This window comes from Glaciecola punicea (assembly GCF_001756615.1).
GTDB lineage: Bacteria > Pseudomonadota > Gammaproteobacteria > Enterobacterales > Alteromonadaceae > Glaciecola > Glaciecola punicea.
Window position 1 is genome coordinate 68,863 of record NZ_LZXY01000011.1, and the last position, 24,277, is coordinate 93,139.

Sequence of the window (24,277 nt, forward strand, 5' to 3'; positions counted from 1 at the left end):
CCGTCATTCACACTATAAATAAGTATTATTATGAAACTAACACTCAAATTAGCTACACTGACGATTATATTGTCATTCTTCTTATGGTCTTGTTCAGGCCAACCGCCAGCCATGGTTACGCTGAATGGCCAAACAATGGGAACCACATATAGTGTCAAATATTTGAACGATGACAAAGCTGTTACTCTTCTGTCACCGGCCCAAATGCAAGAGCAAATTGATGCTTTGCTTATAAATGTAAATCAACTAATGTCCACATACATTACTGATTCTGAATTATCGCTGTTAAATAAGAGTCCTGCTAACGTTGCGTTCCCAATATCAACTCAAACCGAGTATGTCATCACAAAAGCATTGGAACTGCACAGCATAAGCGACGGTATGTTGGACATTACCGTTGGACCTCTTGTGAATATGTGGGGCTTCGGGCCGCAAAAACGAGCCAATAAAATTCCATCACCTGAGCAGCTTTCATCTGCCATGGCATACGTAGGAGTAGACAAGTTTCGATTAGCAAATTCAGAAATAGTAAAGTTGCGTCCTAATGTTTACATAGACTTGTCCACTATTGCAAAAGGATATGCTGTAGACGAAATAGCGGAGTTACTTATGTCTAAAGGTGTCACTAGCTTTTTAATTGAAATAGGCGGTGAAATGCGTGCTGCTGGCGCTAAAGAGAATGATGAAAAATGGTTAATAGCGATAGAGAAACCTCTATCAGGTCAGCGCTCTATTCAGCAGATTGTAAGTATAGGCAACAATGCTATTGCAACATCGGGCGATTACCGGAATTATTACGAAGAAGACGGGGTCAGATATTCACATCTTATAAGTCCAATTACTGGTTATCCCATTACCCATAATTTAGTGTCGGTTACGGTGGTAACAGCAAAATCAATTGAGGCAGACGGTTTATCGACTGCACTAATGGTAATGGGTAGTGAAAAAGGCAGAGCGCTTGCTGAAAACGAAGGTATAGCGGCTTTATTTATCACCAAAGAAGGTGAAGATTTTGTAGAATATCAGTCAAAAGCCTTTATTCAAAACGTACAGGTAATTGAGCAGAATTAGACCAAAAGAGTATCTTTGTGATAAAATAATGTTTAGTTAATAGTTGTTAAATAGCATGCGCAAGCGTGTCAGTGAATTCTTTAGCAGTAGTTGACACCGAAGGGTGATTAACAATTTGCCGGAGACAGCAGGAGAGTGTTACCTTGAGTACATTTATTTTAGCGTTTTGTTTTTTCTTACTTATGTCGTTTGCGATGGCAATAGGGTACATATTTCAAAGAAAGAGCATTTCAGGCTCATGCGGGGGTCTAGGCGCATTAGGCGTTGAGAAGGCCTGTGATTGCCCAGAGCCATGCGACAGAAAAAAGGCACGTCTTGACAGGGAGATGGTTCGCCAGGCAAAACTTGATGAGTGGAAAAGCAAACAAATTCTATAATTATTTATAAGCCTCAGTTAATCTTAAGCTTATACTGCCTCATCTTTCCTCCTTGCACTCCCAAAACATTCTATAGGTATAGATATATTTTTGTCTGCAGTTCATAATGCTGTTATTACATACAGCTGTTTAACCTCACTATAGAGCCTGCTATGCGAAAATTTATACATGTCGACATGGATGCCTTTTATGTGTCCGTGGAAATAAGAGATAATCCTGCGCTAGCAAATATGCCGGTCGCGGTGGGTGGCAAATCGGCCCAACGAGGGGTTCTGTCAACCTGCAATTATATTGCCCGTAGCTTTGGTGTGCGCTCTGCAATGCCGACATCTGTGGCGAAAAGGCTATGCAACGATTTAATTATTGTGCCTGGCAGAATGTCAGTATACCAAGACGTGAGTACGCAAATTCGTGAAATATTTAGTCGTTATACTAACTTAGTTGAGCCTCTTTCGTTAGACGAAGCCTATTTAGATGTGACTGACGTCGAACAGTTTGGCGGTTCGGCTACCTTAATCGCCCAAGATATTCGCAAGCATATACACCTTGAGTTAGGCTTAACAGCATCTGCTGGTATAGCACCATTGAAGTACATTGCTAAAATTGCTTCAGATATGAACAAACCAAATGGCCAGTATTTAGTTAAACCTGAGCAAATAATTTCCTTTATTGAACAGTTGCCCTTAAACAAAATTCCAGGAGTGGGCAAGGTGACTTTTGCTAAGTTACAAGCCTTAGGTTTATACACCGGTCAAGACATTAGAAATACTAATCAGGCTGAATTAGTCCAACGCTTTGGCAAGTTCGGTCTTAGTTTATGGCGCAAATGTCAAGGCATAGATAAACGAGGAGTTGAAACTTCACGTATCCGAAAATCGGTAGCAGTAGAGCGCACATTTAGCGAAAATTTAACGACACTAGAAGAATTAACGGTTTACTTGCTTAAAAACTTAGTTCCCACGCTCCAAGATCGAGCCGCTAAACACATAGTAACGCGTGAGATAGACAAAATAGGCGTGAAGATAAAATTTGCTGACTTTAGACAGACCACTAAAGAACACAAGTGTAGTGATATTAATAAAGCTGTATTAGTAAATTTATTACGCGAAGCTTGGGAGCGAAGAAATGGCAAAGATGCGCGCTTGTTGGGCGTTTTTATTGGGTTTTGTGACACTTCAACCGACACACAACACGAACAGTTATCGTTTGAATATAATGATAAATACGCCGATAAGCACATTATTTTTGAGAAAAAGGTATAAACGTAGACTTGTCACTAAACGACTAAAACCACTGAGGTAATTAATGGTTAACATAAAAAAGGGCAAATACAAGCACTACAAAGGTGAGTTTTATGAAGTTATTGACCTAGTCAGGCATTCGGAAGATGAAAGTCTGCTAGTCTTATACAGGCCTTTATATGGCGAAGGATTGCTATGGGTAAGGCCCTACGATATGTTTATAGGCCAAGTCCAAACTCAAAATGGTGAGCGCAAAAGATTCGTCTACGTCAGTGCTAGCTAACGAAAACTTGCTCACCGTTTCATCTTTGACTATTCATGCTCCATAATGCAAAGCGTTCACCCGTAAAAGGATGATATATTTTTACAAGCTTGGTGGATATTTCAGATGATCTTCCTGCCAGATAGCGACCATAGACTGCGCACTTATATTACCACCCGATATAATCACTAAAATTTGTTGGCGTTTATTACCGATAGAAAGATGTTTTGGAAGGTTTTGTAAATACTCCTTCACACCTTGCATTACCATGGCGCATGTAGGCTCTATGTGTAATTTTAGTAAATGTTGCAACCACTGTGTCCAATAGGCAATTTGCTGTTCGTCTACCTCATAAAATGCGTCTAGCTGCTTTAAGTATTTAAAGGTGTGCTCTCCCACACTTGGGGTGGCAGCGCCGTCTGCTAGGGTAATAGGTGCCTTGTCTAAGGCGATTATATGGCCAGCCCTGAGCGAGCGCGCTGCGTCGTTTGCCATTAAGGGTTCAACTCCTATAACCTTTGCATTAGGCCTTATATGCTTAGCGGCAATGAGCGTACCTGCAGCCAAGCCACCGCCTCCACAAGGAACAAATATCGCATCGATGTCACTAGTCTGTTGCAAAGCTTCAAGTGCTGCGGTGCCTTGGCCAGCAATAATATCAGGGTGATTGAACGGGGGTATCCAAACAACGCCAGGCTGCTTGCTGGCCAATTCAACCGCCTTGTCTGCGCTTGGTCTGTCGTCAAACTGTGCTAATGTTGCGCCGTAGTAGGCGGTAGCCGCGGCCTTCACAGTCGATATCGATTTAGTGCAATAAATAGTGACGGGGATGTTGAAATGCTTAGCTGCATACGCAACAGCTTGTGCATGATTCCCCGATGAGTTAGCAACTATGTGTTTGGGTAAGCTATTATTTTGTGCCAGTTTCGCGATAAAGTTGCTTGCACCACGCAGTTTAAAGGCACCAGTCGTTTGTAAGCACTCTACTTTGAAATAAATATCGTGGCCTAGCCATGTATTTAACAAGGTTGACTGTACTATGGGCGTTCGCTGCACCATGTGTAATATGCGCTCGTGTGCAAGGCTAATGTCGGTAAAGGAAATGTTTGTCATAAAGGCTTTTACTAAGGTTCTATAGTTTATATTTTCATTAGTTGTAACAGGCTATCATAAACCATTACTAATGCGTATTTTCTATATTTATCATTTATGTTGAATTAAAATAGTATGTCTTAATAGGCAACGCTATTGAAGTCGACGCCCAAGCCCAAGCCCAAGCCCAAGCCCTGCTAGCCGAGCTTGGCGAAGTACTCGCCGATAATGAGCAGGTGATCCACGCTTATAAAATGGTCCGTGATTTGCACTTACTTACCAATAAGCGTTTAATTGCCTTTGATAAACAAGGGGTGACGGGGGAAAAGGGCGATTATTTAAGTATCCCTATAAATCAATAACTCAGTTTAACGTTCAAACCGCGGGTAATTTTGATACTGACTGATAGCTCAAAATTTGGGTATCTAGTCAATCGCAGCGCCTAGCGTTGAATTGAACAAATAAATTAAGCAGGCCTATTTTTTTTACACTTAATTGGCTAAACACAAACACTAATAATGAATTTTCAGCGTAACAATAGGCATAGATTGGTCACTAGGCTTAAGCAGTCAATAATATATGGGTAAATTAACAGCAATTGTAATGGGTGCTACCGGATTAGTGGGTAAAGCATTAGTTAATCAGCTATGCCAAGACGACCGCTACCATAAAATAACATGCTTAGTCAGGGCGCCATTAACAACTAATAATTATCATGATCCTATGCTTAAAATAGAGCCCTTGGTCATTGACTTTACAATACTACAAGACTATCAGGGCTACTTTACTGTTGACCATGTGTACTGCTGTATAGGTACTACCATGAAAAAAGCGGGGAGTAAGTCAGCGTTTAGAAAAGTCGATTTTGAATACGTGCACGTGTGCGCGCAGTTAGCCAGAGCCCAGCGAGCCAAGAGTTTTGTATGGATCTCATCGATTGGTGCAAATGCTAAAAGCAATAATTTTTATTTGCGCGTTAAAGGTGAATTAGAAAATGCCATTTTAACTATGCCCCAGCTACCCAATGCAGCCGCGGTTAGACCCCCCTTGCTCATGGGAAACAGAAGCGATCACCGACCTGGGGAGGCTTGGGGCATAAAAATCTTAGAAGGTATCTCACCAATAATGAAAGGGCCTTTGGCTAAATATAGACCTGTATATGCTGAGCAAGTGGCAAATGAAATGATTAATCTACAGCTATTCTAATCTTTTAAGCATAATGAACCTTGCTAAGGCAAATTGAGACTAAAAAAAGTTGATAAGATAGAGCACATGGTGTATTGATTATAAAATCAAAACTTTTGACGTGCCCACTTCAAAAGTCGTCTAAGAAGGAATATCACCGTGAATGTAGTATTACCCAAAAAAATATCAAACTTGTTTGATAAAATAAAAGTAGAGCGCTTCTGGTGGGATGGCGTTCAGGTGAATATTCCCTTTCATTGTATTTATGCAATTATTCCTAATCCGATTCCGGACCATTATACTGAAATAAACGGGCTGAATGTGCCTGTTCTAAGATTAGCCGACTACCATGTGCCTATATGGGACCCCATGCACAATGAGATTAAGCACTTGCCTAAAATTGCAGTTATTTTAACGCATCACGAGGATGAAAATTTTGGCTTATATGCTCACCCAGCGGACTGTCAGGATGAAAGCTTTTCGTTGAGCTATGACGACTGGTTTATACGTCAGCGACAGAATTAAAGAAAAAATCAACGTTCATTACATAAAAAAGTAGTGAGGTAAGAGACAGTGGGCTCAGATTCAAAGCGACTTTTTTAAAAAACTCTCATTGAATCTGGCCCCCTTAATTTTATATCTACTTTCTTCTATGAACCTTTCTTAACCAACACTGAAACACTTTCAATACCCGCTTGCTTAATTTGGTCCATTACATCAACCACAACACCGTGTTCAGCATCTTCATGTGCCTGTATCGCGGCTGAAGTAGTGTTGTTTTCAGCTAAAAAGGTTTGTGTGTTGGCCACTACACGGCGAATATCAACAATGCGTCCAATCATGTGAATAGTGCCGTCCGCGTCGATTCGAATCGACAAGGCTTTACTAGGTTCTGATGTGTTTTGGTTTTCCGGAGGACGATTAGCCGACAAACCTTTAGAGTTGTCAAAGGTTGTGGTGACAATAAAAAATATTAGCATAATAAAGACTATGTCTAACATTGGTGTCATATCTATTTGTGCGTCATCATCGGCGGAGGTATGCTTTTTTCTTTTCATTACGTAAAGCTCTTTATTAAACGACTATTTCGATAGTATATCTACTCAGAAAAAAATGAACAGAGGGAATGTGTAAAATTAGTTAACAAATTTACCTCTACTATACATTTTTGTAGAATTATGCCGCGTTAAGCTCGTGAATTTGGTCAATAACTTGTTTGCACCACAGTTTTATACGCGTGTCGCTTAATTCGTATTGATTTTCATCATCAAGGCTTAGGCCCACAAAAAACTGCTCATCTGGTGTCAGCCCTTTTGATGCCACAAACTCATAGCCTTCGTTTGGCCAGTAGCCTATTAGATCGCAGTCTAGCAAAATAAGCTCGTCGTGTAGCATACCAAGCGCGTCTTGGAACCAGTCAGCATAGCCAAGCTGGTCGCCAAGGCCAAATAGTCCGACTACTTTTCCGCTTAGCTCAAGCGTAGCTATATCGTCCCAGGTTGACTCCCAATCTTCTTGTAATTCGCCAAAATCCCAAGTAGATATACCATATAAAATAACGTCATAGTTTTGCGACTTTGCTAATGCAGTATCTTTTATGTCAAACAACTCAACCTGCCCCACCACGTCGCCTTGAAGTAGCAGCGCTTGGAGTTGTTGCTGAATTTTTTCACTCGCCATTTCAGTGTAGCAAGTCGTTGAGCCATAAAAAATACCGATTGAAATGGGCTTAGTCATTTTTATCCTATTGGGTTTTGCTTGAAAGTTCACTTTATAAACGCTGCGCACTAGAAATAAATAGGTACGCGAGAATATATTATTTGTCTTGTTTAAAGCTTACCATAGAGCCGTCAGCAAGGATCAATTTGCATACCTGTTCTTGGCCATTTTCGTTTAGTTCCAACAAGCCTAAGCAGGCACCATTAACGATATCTTTTTGCTTTGACTTGTTGTTGAGCATTATGCTGCCTTTAAACTCTTCGTGGTATAGGCCCAGTAGGCGAACAACCTGTTGAATCGCGTGCAGCATGGGGCCCGCTGCGTCGTCTATATACACTTGGTCACCCGTAAATAAAACAAGGTCGGGTCTGTCGCTGGTTTTAGCAAATTCAATGCTATGCGCCAGTTGCGTGTCTAACTGAGGTAGAGCATCTTTGCCTTTGAAATGAGCTTTACGGCAAGACCCATGAATGACACGTGTAAGCTGCTGACTAAATTTAAAACTAAACAGCGTCTGGTCTTGATATAAAAGAGATAGCAGCATACTGGATAACTTTAGGTATGTGTCGTCGTCGTGCTCTTGTGAGCTGTTCTCGACGTTTTGCTTTATATTACGTAAAAAACGTCTAAATATCTTATAATTAATGTAATATTCTCTAAACAATTGCGTTGTCGTGTAAATAATTATTGTGGTGTAAGCTAAAATGATCTCGAGTTCTTTTTCTCTTTTTTTGGATAAATGGGCAACAGCCTTCAAGTGTATATTTGGGCTATTGTGCTTAGTAAGTGTAAGTTGGAGCGCTGCTAATCAAGCGACTCATAATTCATCAAATAACAAGCCATTTACCCCTAGCACACAGTTTCACAGCGCAACCATCGTAGGAAAATGGCTCACAGAGTCAAACGGTGAGTATATGCAAGACCCACAAACGTCTGGTTTAACAGTAGTGGGAGATAAAATGTACTCTGTTTCTGATGCTTCTGCGCTAGAACACCAAATTCGGCGCCTGCATGTTATTAACAAAAACACCGCTGTGATTGACACAACACTTGGACCAATTGAAATTGCGCCGCATGTAGCTAACGCGAGCTGTTTTGCAGATTACTTAAACACTAGGCCAGACTACGAGGCCTTAGTGGCTATTCCTGGACAAACCAATCAATGGTTAATTGTGACAGAAGATGGCACGCGTGGCAGTAAAATAGAAGGAGAGTGTTTCGATCAGTTTGCTAACAATAATTTTACGCGTTACCCAGCGCTAATCGCCAAACTCGAAGTGATTAACAAGACCTTATTATTAACTGGCGTTCGCGCTATTGAGTTTGACGCCCTTGATAACATCGATAAACGTGGTCTTGGTCAAAATATCGAAAATGACGGTATTGAGGGCTTAGCGTTTACCCGCGACAATCGTTTATTGTTTGGCATTGAACAAGACGCTAGCGCTGCTGCCCGTGTTTTTGAGATTGCGTATTCCCCCGATATGTTTGATACGCTTGACAGCTTCCTAAAAGTGACAGACAGTAATCTATTGTTTCCTAGCAGCATGTCGCTAATAAACCCCATTAACGGGATGGATGTGTATTATCCAAGTGCAGATAGTGAAGGATATCTTATTGCGGTTGCCCGAAACAATGACCAGCTTTGGATCCTTGATTTAGCAAAGCAGCGCCCAGCAATCATAGTTGATTTGATTTTGTATGCACCATCGGATGCAAAATGTGGCAAAGGCACCTCACACAAAATGCGTAACTCGGCATTAGAAGGACTCGCCGTTGACGGTGAGCGTTTATTCTTAATTAATGACCCATGGCGCCAACAATACCCAAACAACGCTACCTGCATCTATGACAAGCCTAGGTATGAAGAATTCACGCCTCTTCTGTTTGAATTGGCCATCAACCCCATGTGGTTTAAATAGCCATGTGTGGAAAAGTAAATCCATCGCGTTTAGAGTTGCCAACAAAGGTTTATCCTTTGCATGCGTGATTACAATTCGGCTGTTCATTTGGATTTACGCCTCACAGCCATAAAACGAAAGCCGGTATAGGTCTTGTGTTTTTATTGTCATCTAATGTTTGCATTCACACGTACAACACCCATTATCAGCAAAGCTAGGAGCTTTGCTCAAAGAGAAAGAGAGGCTGTTTATGGCATTTACAATTTTCTATGATGGGCAGTGTCCACTGTGCGAAATAGAAATGAAGCATCTAAAGAAACGCAATACTCAAGGTAAGCTGTCGTTTGTGGATATAATGGACAGCGATTTCGCCACCAAATATCCAGATTTAGATTGGCACGCATTAAACGAACGTATTCATGGAATGACTGAAGATGGCGCTATGTTAGTAGGGCTAGATGCGACACACCGAGCGTGGAGTGAAGTCGGTCATTCTTGGCTTTATGCCCCCCTAAGATGGCCTGTTATTAAGTTTTTCGCAGATAAATTATATTTACTATTCGCTAAAAACCGATACAAAGTCTCTTATCTACTAACGGGCAAAAAGCGCTGTGAAACCGACTGTAAGGTAAAGTATTAATGAGTGAGCATGTATTAGTAATAGGTGCAGGTGGAGGTATAGGAAAAGAACTGGTTAATCAGCTATGCACTCATAGTCCTGATGCACAGGTGTACAGTGTCTCGCGGGGCCAAGCGTCTACTGTTTTTCATAATCAGCAGCATTTTACGTTTGACTCCACACACGAACACAGTATTAAATCATTTGTAGATGAACTGATTGAAAAAAAGATAAGGTTTTCTCGCATAATTTGTACCACGGGTGTTCTGCATACTTCAGGCGATAAAACCTTAAAGCCTGAAAAACGCTTAGAGGATATCGATCCGGCGCAGTTAGCCGAGTACTTTCGGGTTAATACCGCGGTGCCGGCCATGTGGCTAAAGTATTTGGTAAAGATAGTGGCAAAAGACAAAGCTAGTATTGTTTTCTTCAGTGCAAGGGTAGGCAGTATTAGTGAAAACGGCCTTGGCGGCTGGTACGGCTATCGTGCATCAAAAGCAGCACTTAACATGATTGTGAAAACCGCCAGCATTGAATACATGCGCCGTGCACCCAATACAACACTCGCCTGTTATCATCCAGGCACGGTTGACACAGGCCTTTCAAAACCCTTTCAATCTAACGTGAAGCCAGGTAAATTGTTTAGCGCCGAATTTACGGTTTCCCAGTTACTCAGTCATATGCACGGATTTAATGCGCAGCACTCTCCTTATTACATTGACTGGGATGGAAAAACCATTCCATACTAATGTAAAGCCGCCTAGTAATAGAGGCGGCAAGCCCCTTATTATTTAAAATCCAATATTTCTCCTTACAAAAAGCAGACATTTTTGTTAACTGCTGTTAACATTTAGCAGAAAATTTGTGATGCGTTACCTGTCTTCTCAAGTGCGTAATACTCTACATATAAAAATAACAAAGATGAAAAGGAACACTCATGGCGGGCTCTCGTGAGCAATTTGGCTCAAAACTTGGTTTTATTCTTGCCGCTGCAGGATCTGCGGTTGGTATTGGCAATTTGGTCGGATTTCCTGTTGGTGCAGCCAAAAATGGCGGCGGTGCATTTTTACTGATGTACGCAATCTTTGTTATCTTAATATGTTTGCCCGTTATGATTGCGGAAATGACAATAGGGCGCTCAAGTCAAAAAGATCCGCTAGGAGCACTCACCGATCTTTCGGGTGGCAGTCGCCGCTGGCGAGTTGCGGGCTGGTTGTCCATCATTACTCCTTTTATGATTGCCGTATTTTATTTGGTGATTACGGTTTGGATATTTGGATATCTGACTGAATCGGCGATGGGTAATCTTGACGTTTTGGCGCAACCTGACACCTTCAGTAGTTTCATTTCTGGCTACGATCTGTTTGTTTATATGGCTATTGTATTGGCTATTGTTTACTTAATTCTGCAGGGCGGGGTGAAAGAAGGAATTGAAAAAGCTGCCAAAATTTTAATGCCAGCACTATTTGCTATGCTGCTATGCTTAGTTGCCTTTGTATTAACTCAAGACAACGCGATGGCTGGCTTAAAATTTTATTTAATTCCTGATTTCAATAAAATTAACGCAAGCGTTGTAAACGCCGCCCTTTCTCAAGCGTTTTTCTCCTTATCTTTAGGCATGGGTATTATGATTACCTATGGCAGCTACATAAGCAAAGATGCCGACTTACCCTCATCGGCAAAGCTTGTTGCACTAACCGACACGGCTGTTGCGTTCACCGCAGGCTTAATGATATTACCGGCTATATTCTCGTTTAACCCTTCAGTGAATACTGCTGAGTTGAGCGAGTCGTCAATTTCGATGATTTTCTCATATTTACCGCAAATTTTCTTAGCCCTACAAACAACCTTAGGCTACTTTGGCGCAAGTCTTGTTGCCTGTATTTTCTTTTTACTCGTGTTTTTTGCGGCTATTACGTCCTTAGTATCTATCTTTGAGGTCCCGGTTGCCGCGCTTATGAGCGAAAAAGGAAAGTCGCGTAAAGGCTCTTTACTAATTTGTGGGGTGCTATTGTTGGTGCTCTCGCTAATGTGTGCGTTTTCATTTGGCTGGTTTGAGTTTTTCACTTCATTTGTTAGCTATGGCGGCGCAGACAAGTCATTTTTTGATGTGGTGTATGACGTATTCTACGATACTATTTTACCGTTAAATGGTCTTCTAATTTGTTTGTTTGTTGTTTATCGTTGGAAGAAAAGCGCGTTTAACGAAGAGTTAGAGCAGGGTGCTCCAAACTTTAAGGATAGCCTTTTCGAGCGCTATGTTAATTTTTCCTTAAGCACCTTTATTCCATTGGTACTCGCGCTTATTTTTATCAATACAGTTGCATTAAAGTACCTAGGATTCAATATAGTACAGTACATCATTGACTCATTCTAAAGCATATCGAAAGGGCTTGCATATGTTGGGGTAAAGTCTAAGTCAATAAAACTCTGCGTAGCGTCAATTAGTTTGCCTAATTGGCGCTCTTTCGGGTCGTGTAAAAATGTTGGGATAGGCAACGCCAAGCGTTTAGCGCACCACTGGTAATACGCTTTACGACTTGGATGCGCAAGGGCTGATAAGTTAAAAGCATGCGATACAGGCTGAGTGCTTAGCAGGGCTAATATGGCTTGAATTACGTCAGCCTGATGAATCAGATTAACGGGATCGTTAGCATTAGGAATGTCGCTCTTGTTGCACAGAGAATAGATTGGATGGCGCATTTTAGGCGCCACAAGATTCTTGTTAGAGGTATCACTAGGATTAGGTCCTATCAGCCCAGACGGGCGCAATACTTTACTTTTGTCTGGATAATACAAGGCTAAATGAGCCTCTATCGCTTGATGTGCCTTACCTGATTCTGTTTTTGCTTGAACGGCAGTGTGTTGATTAACCTTACCGTGCTGCTCGCCGAATACCGATGTAGTGCTAATAAATATTAACTGTTGTAGGCCATTTTGCATTGCACAGTCAATTAAGGCTATCATACTGTTTACAAAGGCATGCTGGGAAAAATTTGTCCTACCAGGCGGGATATTAAGCACCAGTGAGGCATCTGTAAAACGAGTTGCCAAGACTTTCCCATTACTTGTATATTGCTTGTTTATGGGTTTATACAGGTCGAAAATATCTGCAGTGAGTGATTCAGTAAGCAGCATTTGCTGCTTACTTGCGCTAGTGACACTGCCAGAAACATTCGCACCATATTGCTGCAGAACACTCGCTAAAGGGCGGCCCAACCAGCCTAAACCCATAATATGAATAAATTTATGCTGAATTTCTCTCGTTAGTACGTGTGGTTCTAGGGCCATTAATTGTTCTACTTTTTTGTTATTTTATGCTTTATTAGTAAAGTAAACCGTGTCGAGATAACGTAATTCGTACACTTTTCTAAGCTCTTTTTCGGTCTTGCTTAAGGCTTCAATTTTATCACACAAGGCAGCAGCGCTTTCTTTTACGCTATCGCCTAAGGTTTTGGCTTTTTTCTCGATGTCTTTGGCTAAATTCGCCATACGTGACTCTAGTGCAGTAAAGTCACCGCCGCCATTCATCATTGACTGACCAATCGCCACCATAAGCTGTCCCATAAGTGTTGACACTATTTCGGCTTTTATCTGTTCAATTTCTTTTGTTAACTCATTCCCAAGACCTAGGTTTCTTTTCAAATGTGCACTATCAAAGGTTAATGAATTAGGGTCTTGATAAACATGATCCTTAAGGGTTGTTGTAACGCCATTTATGCGTGCGTTGAGCTTTTCTGGCAGCGAGCTATTTTTACCTAGTAATCCGCTAAATACTTCCTTTAGTGCGAGATCAGTAATCTTTAAGATTTCTACTGCAATATCAACAACCATGGGAACAGAGGCCTCAACATCTTTGTAATAACGCTGAGCTAGTTTTTGTTCGTTTTTGGTAAGCGTTATTTTGCGATCATTAACATACACAGCACCGTTTGCTTTAAATAAAATAGCCTCTTGTTCGCTAGACTTAACAATTAGTTCCTTGTTAGCAAATAAGATATCACTGCTAATGTTAACGTTACAGCTCAGTTGATAATCATTACTTGCAAAAGCGCTGCTGACAAACAGGTTGGCGCATGCCAATGTGATCACCGTTAATTTTTTGAGAGTCATTAGAAAACCTTATTATAGTGCGGTAGTAGACAACGTTGTTATAAAGTATGCAAACATAATGCTGATTAGCCACATAGTCCAATTACATTTATATGACTTCCTTAGCAAAGCTTGGGCCATTATTTTTAATCAATCAAAACAGTGGTCTATATTTTAATCAAGTCTCTAAAATAGTCTCTTTAGAGAATTAACCATAATTTAGGCAATAACGTCGTGAAATTGACTAAGATCATGTTTACCGAAAAAACACAGAGCATCCTATTTTTAAAAAGTGGATTAAGGCATAATATAGGTATTCAATTTTACAGGACACACTCATGGTAGGCACACTTTTAGTTTTTGCAAACACGCTTTTATTCGGTGCTATGATGCTTTCACTAGTACTGGGTATATCTTGTATTGCTATGGCAGCATTGTCTACTAAAACAGGCGCGCAGGCGTACAAAGAAAGAATTGAATATGGTTTTTTTGGCGTTTCAAGCTTGGGTATTATGGGTTTATTAATTTACGCGTTGGTGTAAAACTAATAATATAGCGACCTTGCCGTAAAAGGTTGCTGTCTTAAGTGCTATATTTCTACTGGCATAGAGCTTACCACTGTGTCATCCATTTTTTCATGCGCTCGTTTTTATTAAGCCAGAGTTCGTTCACCCACTGCTGGAAGCCAGCTTGAAAAGTCGGATTGTCGAAATAATCTCCGATCAATTCTTGTGACACCTCCAATGTCTTAACCTCAATAGCAATGCGGGTCATACGACCGCTTAACATATCCATCATGGGGTGTTTTGAGTGTGGATAGGCGATCGTAATATCAAGAATGTTACTAAATAGTTCACCCATAGCGGTTAGAGTAAATGCAATACCGCCGGCTTTTGGACGCAGTAAATGCGAAAAAGGGCTGTTTTGTAAAGCGTGTTTTTGGGGGGTAAAGCGAGTACCCTCAACAAAGTTGATAACAGTGGTTGGCCGGTCTACAAATTTTTCACAAGACTTTCGGGTTGTTTCTATGTCTTTTCCTCTCAGATGCGGATGTTTTTCTAGGTAGGCTTGGTTGTGTCTGCGCATGAATGGCATATCCAGCGCCCATGCCGCTAAACCAACAAAGGGCAGCCATATAGCCTGTTTCTTTATGAAAAACTTAGGCGGCGGGATTCTAGGGGCACAAAAATCAATAAGTAGTATTATATCCAAATAACTGCGGTGATTTGCAGTTATCAAGTACCATTTTTGTCTCGATAAAGGCTTGTCTATATCGATCTGAATTTCTATTCGATTAAATATTTTGATCATAGCAACACTAATAATAGCAAACGTACTGTAAAGTCTGTGCATGATATCTAAGAGCCGGCTACTGACTTCCTTTATAGGGATTAAAAAGCGGATAACGCCAAATATGATGATACACATTCCCCAAAAACCTAGGTTTGAAAATTGCAAGATTAAGTGTATGGGAAATATAGTGTAGGCGCGGACTTTACTCATTCAATTTTGTATTCCTGCTCTAACTGTATGAGCTTATTTTGTTTATGTTGCCAAAGTGAATTTACGTAGTGTTGAAACTGCTGTTTTTGTGTTTCATCGTTAAAATACTCTGCGCTATAAACGCCTGTTTCAAAAAGACTAGCAATACTAATAGTCTCTACATCCACTACAATTTCATTTACTTTACCGCTGACAAAATCACCGAAGGTTGGGATACCCTGTGGATAGAAAATAGTGACATTCACTAAGTCTGTCAAGCGCGGTCCCATGGCACTAAGAACGTAGGCAATTCCCCCTGATTTTGGCGCCAGCATTTTATGTAGCCCTAAGGTTTTATGTATGGGAGTTTGGCATTTTTTTTCGCTAAAACGAGTGCCTTCTAGAAAATTCATAATGCTTACTGGCTTATTTTCAAATTTTTCACAGGCCTTTTGGGTTGTTTCTAAATCCTTTCCCTTTAAGTGCGGGTTTTTCTCTAAAAAGCTACGGCTGTAGCGCTTCATGAACGGAAAGTCGAGTCCCCACCATACCAGTCCAATAAATGGCACCAAGATGAGGTTTTGCTTTAAAAAGAATTTCAAAAACGGAATTTTGCGATTGAATATTCGCTGCAATACCAATATATCTACCCAAGACTGATGATTTGCAATAACCAGATACCATTGCTCAATTGATAAAGTGGCGGGCATTGTGACTTTAAATGTGGTGCGAGAAAATACAGCTTGGTTAATTTGATTGACGCTAATCCATAAGCTTGCGCACTCGTCGGCAATTATCGACATTAGTCTTTGCAAAGGCTTAATAGGCAACAGTTTTACTAAGGAGCACAGCATGATGGGCATAAACCACAACAGAGTATTAAGAAGATAAATTAGGGAGGCTATGGTGCCATTTAAGAAATAAAGAATTGATCTCATGATGGTGCTAAGTACACTCTTGTTAAAAATATAATATAGTTAATTAAAGCAGATGGACGACACACGATTATAGACCAAGTTTGACAGAATATCGACTTGTAAGTCAATCATCACCATTACAGCGCTGCCGCAGTCACTCTATTTCTGCCTTCTCGCTTACTTTTGTATAGCTTACTTGAGATTCCTGCAGTATTTTTGAGTGAAATTCTGGATTAGGAAAGTTTTCAGCAATATTTACAATAGGTTTTTTATTTTTGGTGACCATGTCATATTGACAATAAACGCAAAGGCAATAAGCACAAAAATGGTGGCCAATATTAACATGATGAAGAAGTTGACTAATACAGATGTTATTTAATATGGGGCAACCAAGAGAGTTATTTTTCATCCACCTTGCGTTTGGCTTGATTGGAATAGCTAGGCATGCTGTTTGAAACTAAGCAGTTGTAGACGTTTGATCAACGGGGTTTTTATAGTCGCTGTAGTCGAAATTTGACAACAACGCTGCCTCTATTTTATCCGAATGGGCTAGCATCCGGCTTTTAGAATAACTAATGACGTACTTGTAGTTAGTAGGCATATTCTTATTATCAATCGAACCCGCATTATTACGTAGTAGATGTATGCGTAATTTAAGACTATTTAACGAGTAAAGCATAGCAAAAACGTTTGCGATGCTCTTGAACAAACGAAGAAACGAATTTTGATACCAGTACATGGCTCAAGGATAGACTATCTATTTATAGGTATAAAAAAACCTCCATAAAGGAGGTTTTAGATTGAAAGACTGGGCTTAATTAGTGTTGAGCGGTCGCATTGTCTATGCTAGCGATTGTTGCATCTTTGTGGGCAACAATATTAATCGTCATTGTGCGATTGTCAAAAGTCATTGTAGCTAGAGCTCTGTCACTTGCATTGTCGACATTTACTAAAACGGCTTTTTCTGCTTTTTGGAAAACTAAGTTGTCTTGAATATTCTGGCTAATACATTCGCTGTTGATTTCGAATGTTTTTTTATCCATGCAATTGAATGCTTTAGTTTCACCATTTGCGCTAGTAGTAGCGAAGGATGCGGCTGATACCGATAATAATGAAGCGGCAAATATTACTGCTAATACATGCTTCATATTGGCTCCTTAGTGATTTATAGTATAAAGAGTATACGATAAAACTAGCTGGCTAACAATAGAACTCATACTAATGTGACAGTTATATTACACTTATTGTAAAAGTGCGTGCTAATTCACCAACTAAAGCGCGCATAAAGCTTCAGGCTAGATGCCTCCGCCGTCGCCAAATTCGTGTAGGCCACACTCCCTTTTTAAGCCAAAGAAACGCGTTTGTTCTTCTGTCATGCCGGCCTCCAGCTTAGCCGTAGAATGCCAATCACCAATAGAGACATAGCCTCTATCCCACATAGGGTGATAGGGTAGTTTATGCGTTTGCATATATAGGTGTAGATCGCGATTACTCTGATCAATTATAGGATGTACTTTAAACTGTGAAGCTTGCTTGTGTAAAACATTTAACGATTTACGGCCCTGTGATTGACTTCTTCGCAGGCCAGCAAACCATGTTTTAGCCTTAAGATCGCGCAGCGCTGTCTGCATAGGCTTTACTTTATTCATTGTGTTGTATTTTTCAATATCTTCTAGACCTTTCTCCCACAGCTTTCCAAAACGTGCTTCTTGCCATGCCGCACTTACCTGTGCCCTATATACATGAAGGTTCACATCGAGCTTTTCGGTAAGCATATCGATGAACTGATAGGTTTCAGCAAACAAATGGCCGGTATCGGTAAGTACCACCGGAATGCCAGGAGCTACCTGATTCAGCAGGTGTATCATTACTGCAGAATGAGCACCAAAGCTAGACGACAACATATGCTGACTAGGCAGATGTGTTAGTGACCATTCGACACGCGCAAGAGGCGTTAAATTTTCTAACATAAGATTCATGTCAGCAATTGACTCAGTCACCGCGTTGACGTTAATGGTTTGCACAGTCTTATCACAAGCGACGCTCCTGTCGCTCTTACCGCTCTTACCTTTGTGCGCCGTTGCACTACGCATTTGCTGACACCACATAAAAATCTTTGGCTGAGTCGACAACGGGGGCGACAATGTTGGTTCTTATTACAAAATCGCCAAAACCTTCTGCATTGTTGCGGTTTTTTGCCCACTTACCAATCAGTTCATCAAGTATTGTCATAATATCGGTGTCGAGCATGTTTTCCTTATACATTCTAGGTATTCGTGTGCCTTCGATATTGCCGCCAAGATGCAGGTTGTATCTATTAGGGCCCTTGCCCACGAGGCCAACCTCCGCTAGCATGGAACGTCCACAGCCATTGGGGCAGCCGTTTATGCGATAAATTATGCTGTCGTTGCTTAAACCATGCTTTGCTAATATGCCTTCTAATGTTGTTACCGCATCAGGCAGGTAGCGCTCAGCTTCGGCCATAGCCAGAGGACAGGTTGGCAGTGCTACACAGGCCATAGAGTCTTTGCGTTGATTACTTGTAGACGCTTCTAATAAACCATGCCTTATAGCAATGTCTTCAATAATTTGCTTTTGATCGCTGGGCACACCGGCCACAATTAAGTTTTGGTTGGCGGTCAATCTAAAATCACCCTGGTGCACTTTGGCCAGTTCAGCGCAACCTTTTTTTAGTGGCTTGTTAGGAAGATCTTTAATCCGGCCGTTCTCAATAAACAGAGTTAAATGATGCTTTTTGTCTATGCCTTCTATCCAACCAAAGCGGTCGCCTCGCGAGGTAAATACATAGGGTCTAGAATCAGAAAAGGTAATATTGGCGCGCTTTTCAACTTCAGCTTTAAAGACATCAACGCCCACTCTTTCCAATGTATATTTGGTTTTCGCGTTTTTTCGATTTACTCTATTGCCCCAGTCTCGCTGAGTTGACACAACTGCGCCGGCCACAGCCAATGTATCTTTGAGTTCAATAAAGCCAAAATCGTCTGCTTTACGCGGGAAAGTGCTTTGATCGCCATGGGTCATGGCCAATCCACCGCCTACTAGCACGTTGAAACCAATTAGTTTGCCGTTTTCGGCAATGGCCACAAAGCTTAAATCGTTCGCGTGCACGTCCACATCATTTTGTGGGGGGATAACCACCGTGGTTTTAAACTTACGCGGTAAATAATTATTCCCTAAAATAGGCTCGTCTTCGGTGGTTGACTCTACCTTCTCTCCGTTTAACCAAATTTCGGCATATGCGTTTGTTTTAGGCAGTAAGTGCTCGCTTATTTTTGTGGCCCACTCCCACGCTTCTTTATGCACTTGGCTCTCGATAGGGTTTGAGGTGCACAGCACATTTCTGTTTACATCCCCGGCGGTGGCGATTGAGTCAATGCCGGTGGCGTTTAATAATTGATGCATGGGTTTGATACTGGGCTTAAGTACACCATGAAACTGAAACGTTTGTCTGGTGGTTAATCGAATACTGCCGTAGATTGATTTTTCTTGCGCAAATTTGTCGATTTCTAGCCACTGCTTTGGCGTGATCACACCGCCTGGCAAGCGTGCTCGTAGCATCACATTGTGCAAGGGCTCAAGCTTTTGCTTGGCCCTTTCACCCCGGATGTCGCGATCATCTTGCTGATACATACCATGAAAGCGAATTAGCTGAAAATTATCTGCAGTAAAGCCGCCAGTAACATCATCGCTTAAGTCGGTGGTAATGGTGCCACGTAAGTGCTTACTCTGCGCTTTGAGTCTCTCGTTATCTGAAGGTTTTCCTTCAACATGGTGCAAGTCTTTGCTGCTCATTAGTAAACATCCTTTTGGTAACGTTTCGTTTTGCGCATATCAACGACATAGTGTTTAGCCTCTTGCTCACTTTTACTACCGTGGGTTTGAATAATGTTAAGAAGTGCTTTTTCGACGTCTTTGGCCATATGCATGGCGTCTCCACACACGTAAAAGTGGGCACCTTGCTCAAGCCATTCATATACTTCTTTACCATTTTCTAGTAGGCGGTCTTGCACATAAATCTTGTTTGCTTGGTCGCGTGAAAAAGCTAAGCTTATTTTAGATAGCAATCCCTCTTTCAAATAACGCTGCCACTCTACTTGATATAAAAAGTCTTGGGTGAAGCTTGGGTTGCCAAAAAACAACCAGTTTTTACCAGCTGCACCTAAGGCTTCACGCTCTTGCATAAATGCCCTAAAAGGAGCAATGCCGGTTCCGGGGCCTATCATGATAATAGGCGTGTCAGGATTGGTGGGCAGTCTGAAATTCATGTTGTTTTCAACAAATACCTTCATTTTTGCGCCCTCATCTAAACGAGTGGCTAAAAACCCCGATGCACCACCTTGATGACGAGAACCAAATGCTTGGTAATCAATGTGTGCCACGGTTAAATGCACTTCATCGTCTACTTCACTTTGGCTAGAGGCGATTGAATAAAGCCGCGGGCTGATAGGGCGAAGTGCATCTATTAAATCTTGTGCGGTAATAGTATTGGGAAACTGTTCCACAATATCAACAATTTGCCGCTCTTCTAAAAAAGTTCTTAGCGCTGGCTTATCATCTAATATTGCCTGTAGCCCAGCGTCTTTAGTAGCCGCTAAATATGCTTTGACAAAACCTGGATAACTTAGGGTAAGCTCTCTTTTTTCAATAAGTGCTGTTTTTAATGACACTGTTTCACCTTTTATGGTGACCAAGGCATCAGCTGTTGTGCCGGTTGCCCTTATAACGCGCTCGGCAAGTGCGCCGTCATTGGTGAAGTACACGCCCAGCGAGTCACCGGGTAAATATTGAAGATTAGAACCTTCAAGTGAAATTTCGGCGTGCTGAATATCTTTGACGGAGTCTCTGCCGGTAATTTTCACACAGCTCAGTAAAGCAGCGGTAAAGGGGTTTTGTTTGCTGTATTTGTTTTCTGGCGGCAATTTCTCCTGTTGATTAACAGGTATGTTGTTAAGAGTGTTTGCCGCTTCAGCCGGTGACAATGAGGCGATTAATAAACTGGTTACGCTTTGCGACCAGCTAGCAATGTCGTCATTGTAGTCTACGTCGCAGTCGAGTCTTGCAATGATAGGCCGTGCCCCAAGCGCGGCTAAACGGCTGTCAAAATCTTTGCCTGTTTGGCAGAAAAATTCGTAGCTAGTATCGCCTAAGCCAACTATGGCATAGCTTAGGTTGGTCAGTCTAGGGGCTTTTTTACTGGCTAAAAACTCGTACAGCTCTATGGCGGCGTCGGGTGCATCTCCCTCACCATGTGTGCTCACAAATACCACTAAATGTGTTTCGTCTTTAATTTTACGCGGTTTGTAATCCGACATGTTAACAAGTTTAGTTTTGGCGCCTTTACTGGCTATATGATTGCTAAACGCTTGTGCCTCGTGTTTGGTATTGCCGGTTTGGGTTCCGTACAATACGGTTAACATCGGCTGTTCAGCCTGAACTAGGGCGCCGCTTACATCTAAGACTGAATGGCGAGCATGAGCAGACAGGCCAGACAGATAGCCGCTAGCCCAAATAAGTTGGTCTTCGCTAAATCCGGAGACAGCGCGAGAAAGAGCCGTTAACTGAACGTCGTTTAGGGCTTGTGAGGATGAATTGTCGTTTTGTTGATTCATTAAAAAACCGTTATTCTTTGCTATAGACAAAGAGTAACGGTTTTTGATTATAACGTGAACGGATAAAAGCTGATTTTTTATGCCGTTTTGGACTGAGTTAGTTTAAAAATCGAATTCAAGTCCAATAAACGCGCCGTCAAATTGTAAATCAGCATAAATGCCGTCAACATCATTAAGATCTAATTCAGTCGCACGGTAGCCAATTTGTATAGATAAATCTAGCGCTAAGGTTTCAATAAAGCTATAGGCTAATGCAAGCTGATAATCGGTAAATGAGTCGTCGCCTATGGCTAGAAAAGTGCCTTCTGCTGTTAGCGAAAAGCCGGTGAAAGGCAGACCTACTTGCATCTTGCCGTAGCCCATTGGGATAATGGCATCTATATTTTGTTGACTTGAGCGACCGTCAATGTCGGCTACAAAAACATCGCCATCCAGTTGTTTACCACTAATACCGATGTCGATAGAGATTAAATCGTTGTCGAGTATCTCATAGTATAAAATATAGTCGGTCGCGCTTAACTTTACTTCGGAGCTAATAGTGGCACTCGCTAAGAATACCTGGTCGCCGAAGTTAAACGGACTGTCTATTACATTTGAACCACTTGTATTAAGCGTGGTGCGAACAAGCTTTATATTGGGGATCAAGGGAATAGGGTGTTCCAGTGCGGCATAAAAACTCGTATTTGTTTCGTCTTCGAATTTAAAGGTAGCTAATGACTCATTTTGTGCAAAACCTCCCTGGGCGGCAACATTCCAGGCTTGAATACCCACATAACCGCCTAATACTGTGTCGGCCATTGCTTGTGTGCTGCTAAGCGCGACACATACCGCTAATCCTAGGCCGCTCAGCAAATAGCGGCTCATTACTGCACTTTTCATTTGTTTCATAGTTAGCCTTGGTTTAATAATTCTGATAATTCAATAATTGCGGCGTTTGCACGTGAAATGTAGTTTGCCATTACCAGCGAATGGTTCGCAAGCATTCCAAATCCGCCTCCGTTTAGTATAACGGGACTAAACACAGTTCCTTGAGTGGCTTCTAGCTCCCGAATTATTTGCTGAAGGCTGACAGTCGCATTTTTCTTGCGCAAAACCTCGGCAAAATCGGTTTCCAATGCTTTTAAGAAATGCAGCAAAGCCCAACTGGCGCCTCGCGCTTCGTAAAAGTTGTTGTCTAATTGAAACCAGCTTGTTTTATTTACCAGCGCGGCGTCTTCAGGTGACGAATAAGTGGCCGATGGATCGCCTGCTAAATTAGTATTGATTACCTCAGTGCCTACACTGGCGCTAAGGTTTTGAGACAAACTGCCGAGTCTTTTTTCAACTTGTTTTAAATAGTCTCGCAAATTGTCGGCGCGGGCATAAAATTGATTATTACCAGCGCGAGAATTACCAAGAGCGTTGCGGTAGGTATATAAATGATTAATGGCTTTGGTATATTCACCTTCGGTAGAAGGCAGTAACCAGCGGTTATTATCAAGGTTAAGACTTGTTTGTGCATCGGCCAGTTCATCGCTATCTATAGACTGCGACTGCGAACGACCAAAGTCTCGGCGAATAGCTAGGGCTAAATCGCGGCTCATTTCAATTACGCCAAACTCCCAGCTTGGAATATTATCCATTAATATGCCTGGCGGCATCATGTCGTTGTAAATATAGCCGCCTGGTTTATCGAGCATTTTTTCAAGTACGATAATAAGCGCGGTGGTGGTGGTATAGCCTGTTACCACCGTTTGATTATTCGCTTGGGCCTGCTGATTTGCCTGCTCATCTACGTCAAATACGTCTGGTTCAAAACTCCACCAAAACCCGAGTAAACACAATGTAACGATAATGGCTGCGAAAAAGGCACTGATACTTTTCGTTGTAAAGATAGAGCTCATTATTTTCCCTACTAATGTTTAATTGTTTTTGAGGCGAGTGACCAAAGGCCCTGAGGTGCTCTAGTTTACTCGTATGGACAGCACTTGAGCAACCTAATTCACCACTTCGCTGACACAGGTCATTAGATATACACCTATTTGTGTAGTATGTAAGCTTAATCGTTGTCTGCAAACGTACCGAGCTGTTTTATCGGTACCTTACCAGTAAGATTGCCAGTACATAGGCCAGTCCAATAGCGAATGGAAAGATTAAAAACATCGTACCAGCGACTGCTCTGACAATCCATGGATTAATATCTAGATACTTTGCAATGCCCGCACATACGCCTGACACTTTTGCATGCTGCGCATCTCTAAAGAATCGCCTGTCGTTAATAATCGTTTTCATAAAATTCCTTATTAAGGGTTATAACGCTTACTGTATGATGCCTAACATAGCGCTGGGGTAACATGTTTCCTGATAAATACAATGTACAAATGATAATCAAGCTTTTGTCCTAATCATTTTCAAATGGGTCAGCAGTAAAAACAACACACTGCCAACAATGAAAAATAAGACAGGAGACAACAGCAAACTAAGAAGGTTGACTTGTACTAGCATATTTTTATTCCTTGTGCTTAATTTTTGTGAGTAGCGCTGCCGGGACTATCTTTGTGTAAATAGAGACATAAAAGATACTACGCAGCGGCTAATCACCTAAGTAAAATTACTGCTGCACAGTGCAGCCGTAATTTTACTTAGCGAATGCTATGCCAAGAATGTTGAATTTGAAAAAGTTATTCGAAACAGTGCTTTAGCGCAGCAC

27 protein-coding genes are annotated in these 24,277 nt (G+C 41.5%); 12 read left to right on the plus strand and 15 right to left on the minus strand.

Annotated elements, in window-relative coordinates; translation table 11 throughout:
* Positions 1-30: 30 nt before the first annotated feature.
* The 4 genes from BAE46_RS12235 to BAE46_RS12250 all read left to right on the plus strand — a co-directional run bounded on the left by BAE46_RS12235 (position 31) and on the right by BAE46_RS12250 (position 2,972).
* The gene (locus BAE46_RS12235) at positions 31-1,071 is read left to right on the plus strand and encodes an FAD:protein FMN transferase (RefSeq protein WP_040520888.1); all 1,041 of its coding nucleotides are present in this window, start codon (positions 31-33) and stop codon (positions 1,069-1,071) included.
* 143 nt (positions 1,072-1,214) lie between these two features.
* On the plus strand, positions 1,215-1,448 hold the full coding sequence (nqrM, locus tag BAE46_RS12240; RefSeq protein ID WP_040520890.1) for a (Na+)-NQR maturation NqrM: 234 nt from the start codon (positions 1,215-1,217) through the stop codon (positions 1,446-1,448).
* Between the two features lie 152 nt (positions 1,449-1,600).
* Positions 1,601-2,710: a DNA polymerase IV gene (gene dinB, locus BAE46_RS12245; RefSeq protein WP_006006154.1), complete on the plus strand. Its 1,110-nt coding sequence runs from the start codon at positions 1,601-1,603 to the stop codon at positions 2,708-2,710.
* Positions 2,711-2,753: 43 nt separating this feature from the next.
* Complete coding sequence (locus tag BAE46_RS12250) at positions 2,754-2,972, plus strand: DUF1653 domain-containing protein (protein WP_006006156.1); 219 nt, start codon at positions 2,754-2,756, stop codon at positions 2,970-2,972.
* A gap of 81 nt (positions 2,973-3,053) precedes the next feature.
* On the opposite strand, the gene BAE46_RS12255 is transcribed toward BAE46_RS12250, so the two are convergent.
* Positions 3,054-4,064 carry a serine/threonine dehydratase gene (locus tag BAE46_RS12255; protein WP_070112990.1) on the minus strand — a complete coding sequence of 337 codons (1,011 nt, stop codon included), beginning with the start codon at positions 4,062-4,064 and terminating at the stop codon, positions 3,054-3,056.
* 173 nt (positions 4,065-4,237) lie between these two features.
* Between BAE46_RS12255 and BAE46_RS15045 the strand changes: the two genes are divergently transcribed.
* The 3 genes from BAE46_RS15045 to BAE46_RS12265 all read left to right on the plus strand — a co-directional run bounded on the left by BAE46_RS15045 (position 4,238) and on the right by BAE46_RS12265 (position 5,753).
* On the plus strand, positions 4,238-4,405 hold the full coding sequence (locus tag BAE46_RS15045; RefSeq protein WP_425307107.1) for a PH domain-containing protein: 168 nt from the start codon (positions 4,238-4,240) through the stop codon (positions 4,403-4,405).
* Positions 4,406-4,622: 217 nt separating this feature from the next.
* Complete coding sequence (locus BAE46_RS12260) at positions 4,623-5,249, plus strand: NAD(P)H-binding protein (RefSeq protein WP_070112992.1); 627 nt, start codon at positions 4,623-4,625, stop codon at positions 5,247-5,249.
* Between the two features lie 138 nt (positions 5,250-5,387).
* Positions 5,388-5,753 carry a hypothetical protein gene (locus tag BAE46_RS12265; protein ID WP_006006164.1) on the plus strand — a complete coding sequence of 122 codons (366 nt, stop codon included), beginning with the start codon at positions 5,388-5,390 and terminating at the stop codon, positions 5,751-5,753.
* Positions 5,754-5,878: 125 nt separating this feature from the next.
* Here the strand turns inward: BAE46_RS12265 and BAE46_RS12270 are convergent, their stop codons facing one another.
* From BAE46_RS12270 to BAE46_RS12280, 3 genes are all read right to left on the minus strand, one after another.
* Positions 5,879-6,286: an ExbD/TolR family protein gene (locus BAE46_RS12270; protein ID WP_006006166.1), complete on the minus strand. Its 408-nt coding sequence runs from the start codon at positions 6,284-6,286 to the stop codon at positions 5,879-5,881.
* Between the two features lie 118 nt (positions 6,287-6,404).
* A complete protein-coding gene (gene fldB / locus BAE46_RS12275; RefSeq protein WP_006006167.1) occupies positions 6,405-6,965 on the minus strand; it encodes a flavodoxin FldB in 561 nt (186 codons plus the stop codon).
* Between the two features lie 79 nt (positions 6,966-7,044).
* The gene (locus BAE46_RS12280) at positions 7,045-7,491 is read right to left on the minus strand and encodes a hypothetical protein (RefSeq protein ID WP_141729345.1); all 447 of its coding nucleotides are present in this window, start codon (positions 7,489-7,491) and stop codon (positions 7,045-7,047) included.
* A 160-nt stretch (positions 7,492-7,651) separates the two neighbouring features.
* On the opposite strand from BAE46_RS12280, the gene BAE46_RS12285 reads away from it, so the two are divergent.
* From BAE46_RS12285 to BAE46_RS12300, 4 genes are all read left to right on the plus strand, one after another.
* Positions 7,652-8,869, plus strand: coding sequence for an esterase-like activity of phytase family protein (locus tag BAE46_RS12285; protein WP_141729346.1), 1,218 nt, complete (start codon positions 7,652-7,654; stop codon positions 8,867-8,869).
* A gap of 229 nt (positions 8,870-9,098) precedes the next feature.
* Positions 9,099-9,488: a thiol-disulfide oxidoreductase DCC family protein gene (locus tag BAE46_RS12290; protein WP_006006172.1), complete on the plus strand. Its 390-nt coding sequence runs from the start codon at positions 9,099-9,101 to the stop codon at positions 9,486-9,488.
* Entirely contained in the window at positions 9,488-10,216 is a 729-nt protein-coding gene (locus BAE46_RS12295) for an SDR family NAD(P)-dependent oxidoreductase (RefSeq protein ID WP_070112998.1), read from the plus strand. The genes BAE46_RS12290 and BAE46_RS12295 overlap by 1 nt, the downstream gene beginning before the upstream one ends.
* Positions 10,217-10,404: 188 nt before the next feature.
* Complete coding sequence (locus tag BAE46_RS12300) at positions 10,405-11,844, plus strand: sodium-dependent transporter (protein ID WP_006006175.1); 1,440 nt, start codon at positions 10,405-10,407, stop codon at positions 11,842-11,844.
* On the opposite strand, the gene BAE46_RS12305 is transcribed toward BAE46_RS12300, so the two are convergent.
* Together BAE46_RS12305 and BAE46_RS12310 are read right to left on the minus strand one after the other, a co-directional pair.
* Positions 11,841-12,758 carry an NAD-dependent epimerase/dehydratase family protein gene (locus tag BAE46_RS12305; RefSeq protein WP_070113000.1) on the minus strand — a complete coding sequence of 306 codons (918 nt, stop codon included), beginning with the start codon at positions 12,756-12,758 and terminating at the stop codon, positions 11,841-11,843. The two genes, BAE46_RS12300 and BAE46_RS12305, sit on opposite strands and share 4 nt — an antisense overlap.
* A gap of 24 nt (positions 12,759-12,782) precedes the next feature.
* On the minus strand, positions 12,783-13,580 hold the full coding sequence (locus BAE46_RS12310; RefSeq protein ID WP_070113002.1) for a DUF2884 family protein: 798 nt from the start codon (positions 13,578-13,580) through the stop codon (positions 12,783-12,785).
* Between the two features lie 317 nt (positions 13,581-13,897).
* Between BAE46_RS12310 and BAE46_RS12315 the strand changes: the two genes are divergently transcribed.
* Positions 13,898-14,101, plus strand: a complete 204-nt coding sequence (locus BAE46_RS12315) for a hypothetical protein (protein ID WP_006006183.1) — start codon at positions 13,898-13,900, stop codon at positions 14,099-14,101.
* Positions 14,102-14,171: 70 nt separating this feature from the next.
* Here BAE46_RS12315 and BAE46_RS12320 read toward each other — a convergent pair whose 3' ends face one another.
* From BAE46_RS12320 to BAE46_RS12365, 9 genes are all read right to left on the minus strand, one after another.
* Positions 14,172-15,062 (minus strand): acyltransferase, encoded by an 891-nt coding sequence (locus BAE46_RS12320; protein WP_006006185.1) that lies wholly within the window; start codon positions 15,060-15,062, stop codon positions 14,172-14,174.
* Positions 15,059-15,979 carry an acyltransferase gene (locus BAE46_RS12325; RefSeq protein ID WP_040520894.1) on the minus strand — a complete coding sequence of 307 codons (921 nt, stop codon included), beginning with the start codon at positions 15,977-15,979 and terminating at the stop codon, positions 15,059-15,061. Before BAE46_RS12325 ends, BAE46_RS12320 begins: the two co-directional genes overlap by 4 nt.
* A 797-nt stretch (positions 15,980-16,776) precedes the next feature.
* The gene (locus BAE46_RS12335) at positions 16,777-17,106 is read right to left on the minus strand and encodes a hypothetical protein (RefSeq protein WP_006006191.1); all 330 of its coding nucleotides are present in this window, start codon (positions 17,104-17,106) and stop codon (positions 16,777-16,779) included.
* A gap of 147 nt (positions 17,107-17,253) precedes the next feature.
* Positions 17,254-18,051 carry a phosphoadenylyl-sulfate reductase gene (locus BAE46_RS12340; RefSeq protein WP_006006193.1) on the minus strand — a complete coding sequence of 266 codons (798 nt, stop codon included), beginning with the start codon at positions 18,049-18,051 and terminating at the stop codon, positions 17,254-17,256.
* Entirely contained in the window at positions 18,044-19,771 is a 1,728-nt protein-coding gene (gene cysI / locus BAE46_RS12345) for an assimilatory sulfite reductase (NADPH) hemoprotein subunit (RefSeq protein WP_006006194.1), read from the minus strand. Before cysI ends, BAE46_RS12340 begins: the two co-directional genes overlap by 8 nt.
* Positions 19,771-21,588 (minus strand): assimilatory sulfite reductase (NADPH) flavoprotein subunit, encoded by a 1,818-nt coding sequence (locus tag BAE46_RS12350; protein ID WP_070113004.1) that lies wholly within the window; start codon positions 21,586-21,588, stop codon positions 19,771-19,773. Before BAE46_RS12350 ends, cysI begins: the two co-directional genes overlap by 1 nt.
* Before the next feature lie 102 nt (positions 21,589-21,690).
* A complete protein-coding gene (locus tag BAE46_RS12355) occupies positions 21,691-22,476 on the minus strand; it encodes a TIGR04219 family outer membrane beta-barrel protein (protein ID WP_006006198.1) in 786 nt (261 codons plus the stop codon).
* Positions 22,477-22,478: 2 nt separating this feature from the next.
* On the minus strand, positions 22,479-23,471 hold the full coding sequence (locus tag BAE46_RS12360) for a DUF2333 family protein (RefSeq protein WP_070113006.1): 993 nt from the start codon (positions 23,469-23,471) through the stop codon (positions 22,479-22,481).
* Between the two features lie 187 nt (positions 23,472-23,658).
* On the minus strand, positions 23,659-23,859 hold the full coding sequence (locus tag BAE46_RS12365) for a PspC domain-containing protein (RefSeq protein WP_006006203.1): 201 nt from the start codon (positions 23,857-23,859) through the stop codon (positions 23,659-23,661).
* Positions 23,860-24,277: the final 418 nt, after the last annotated feature.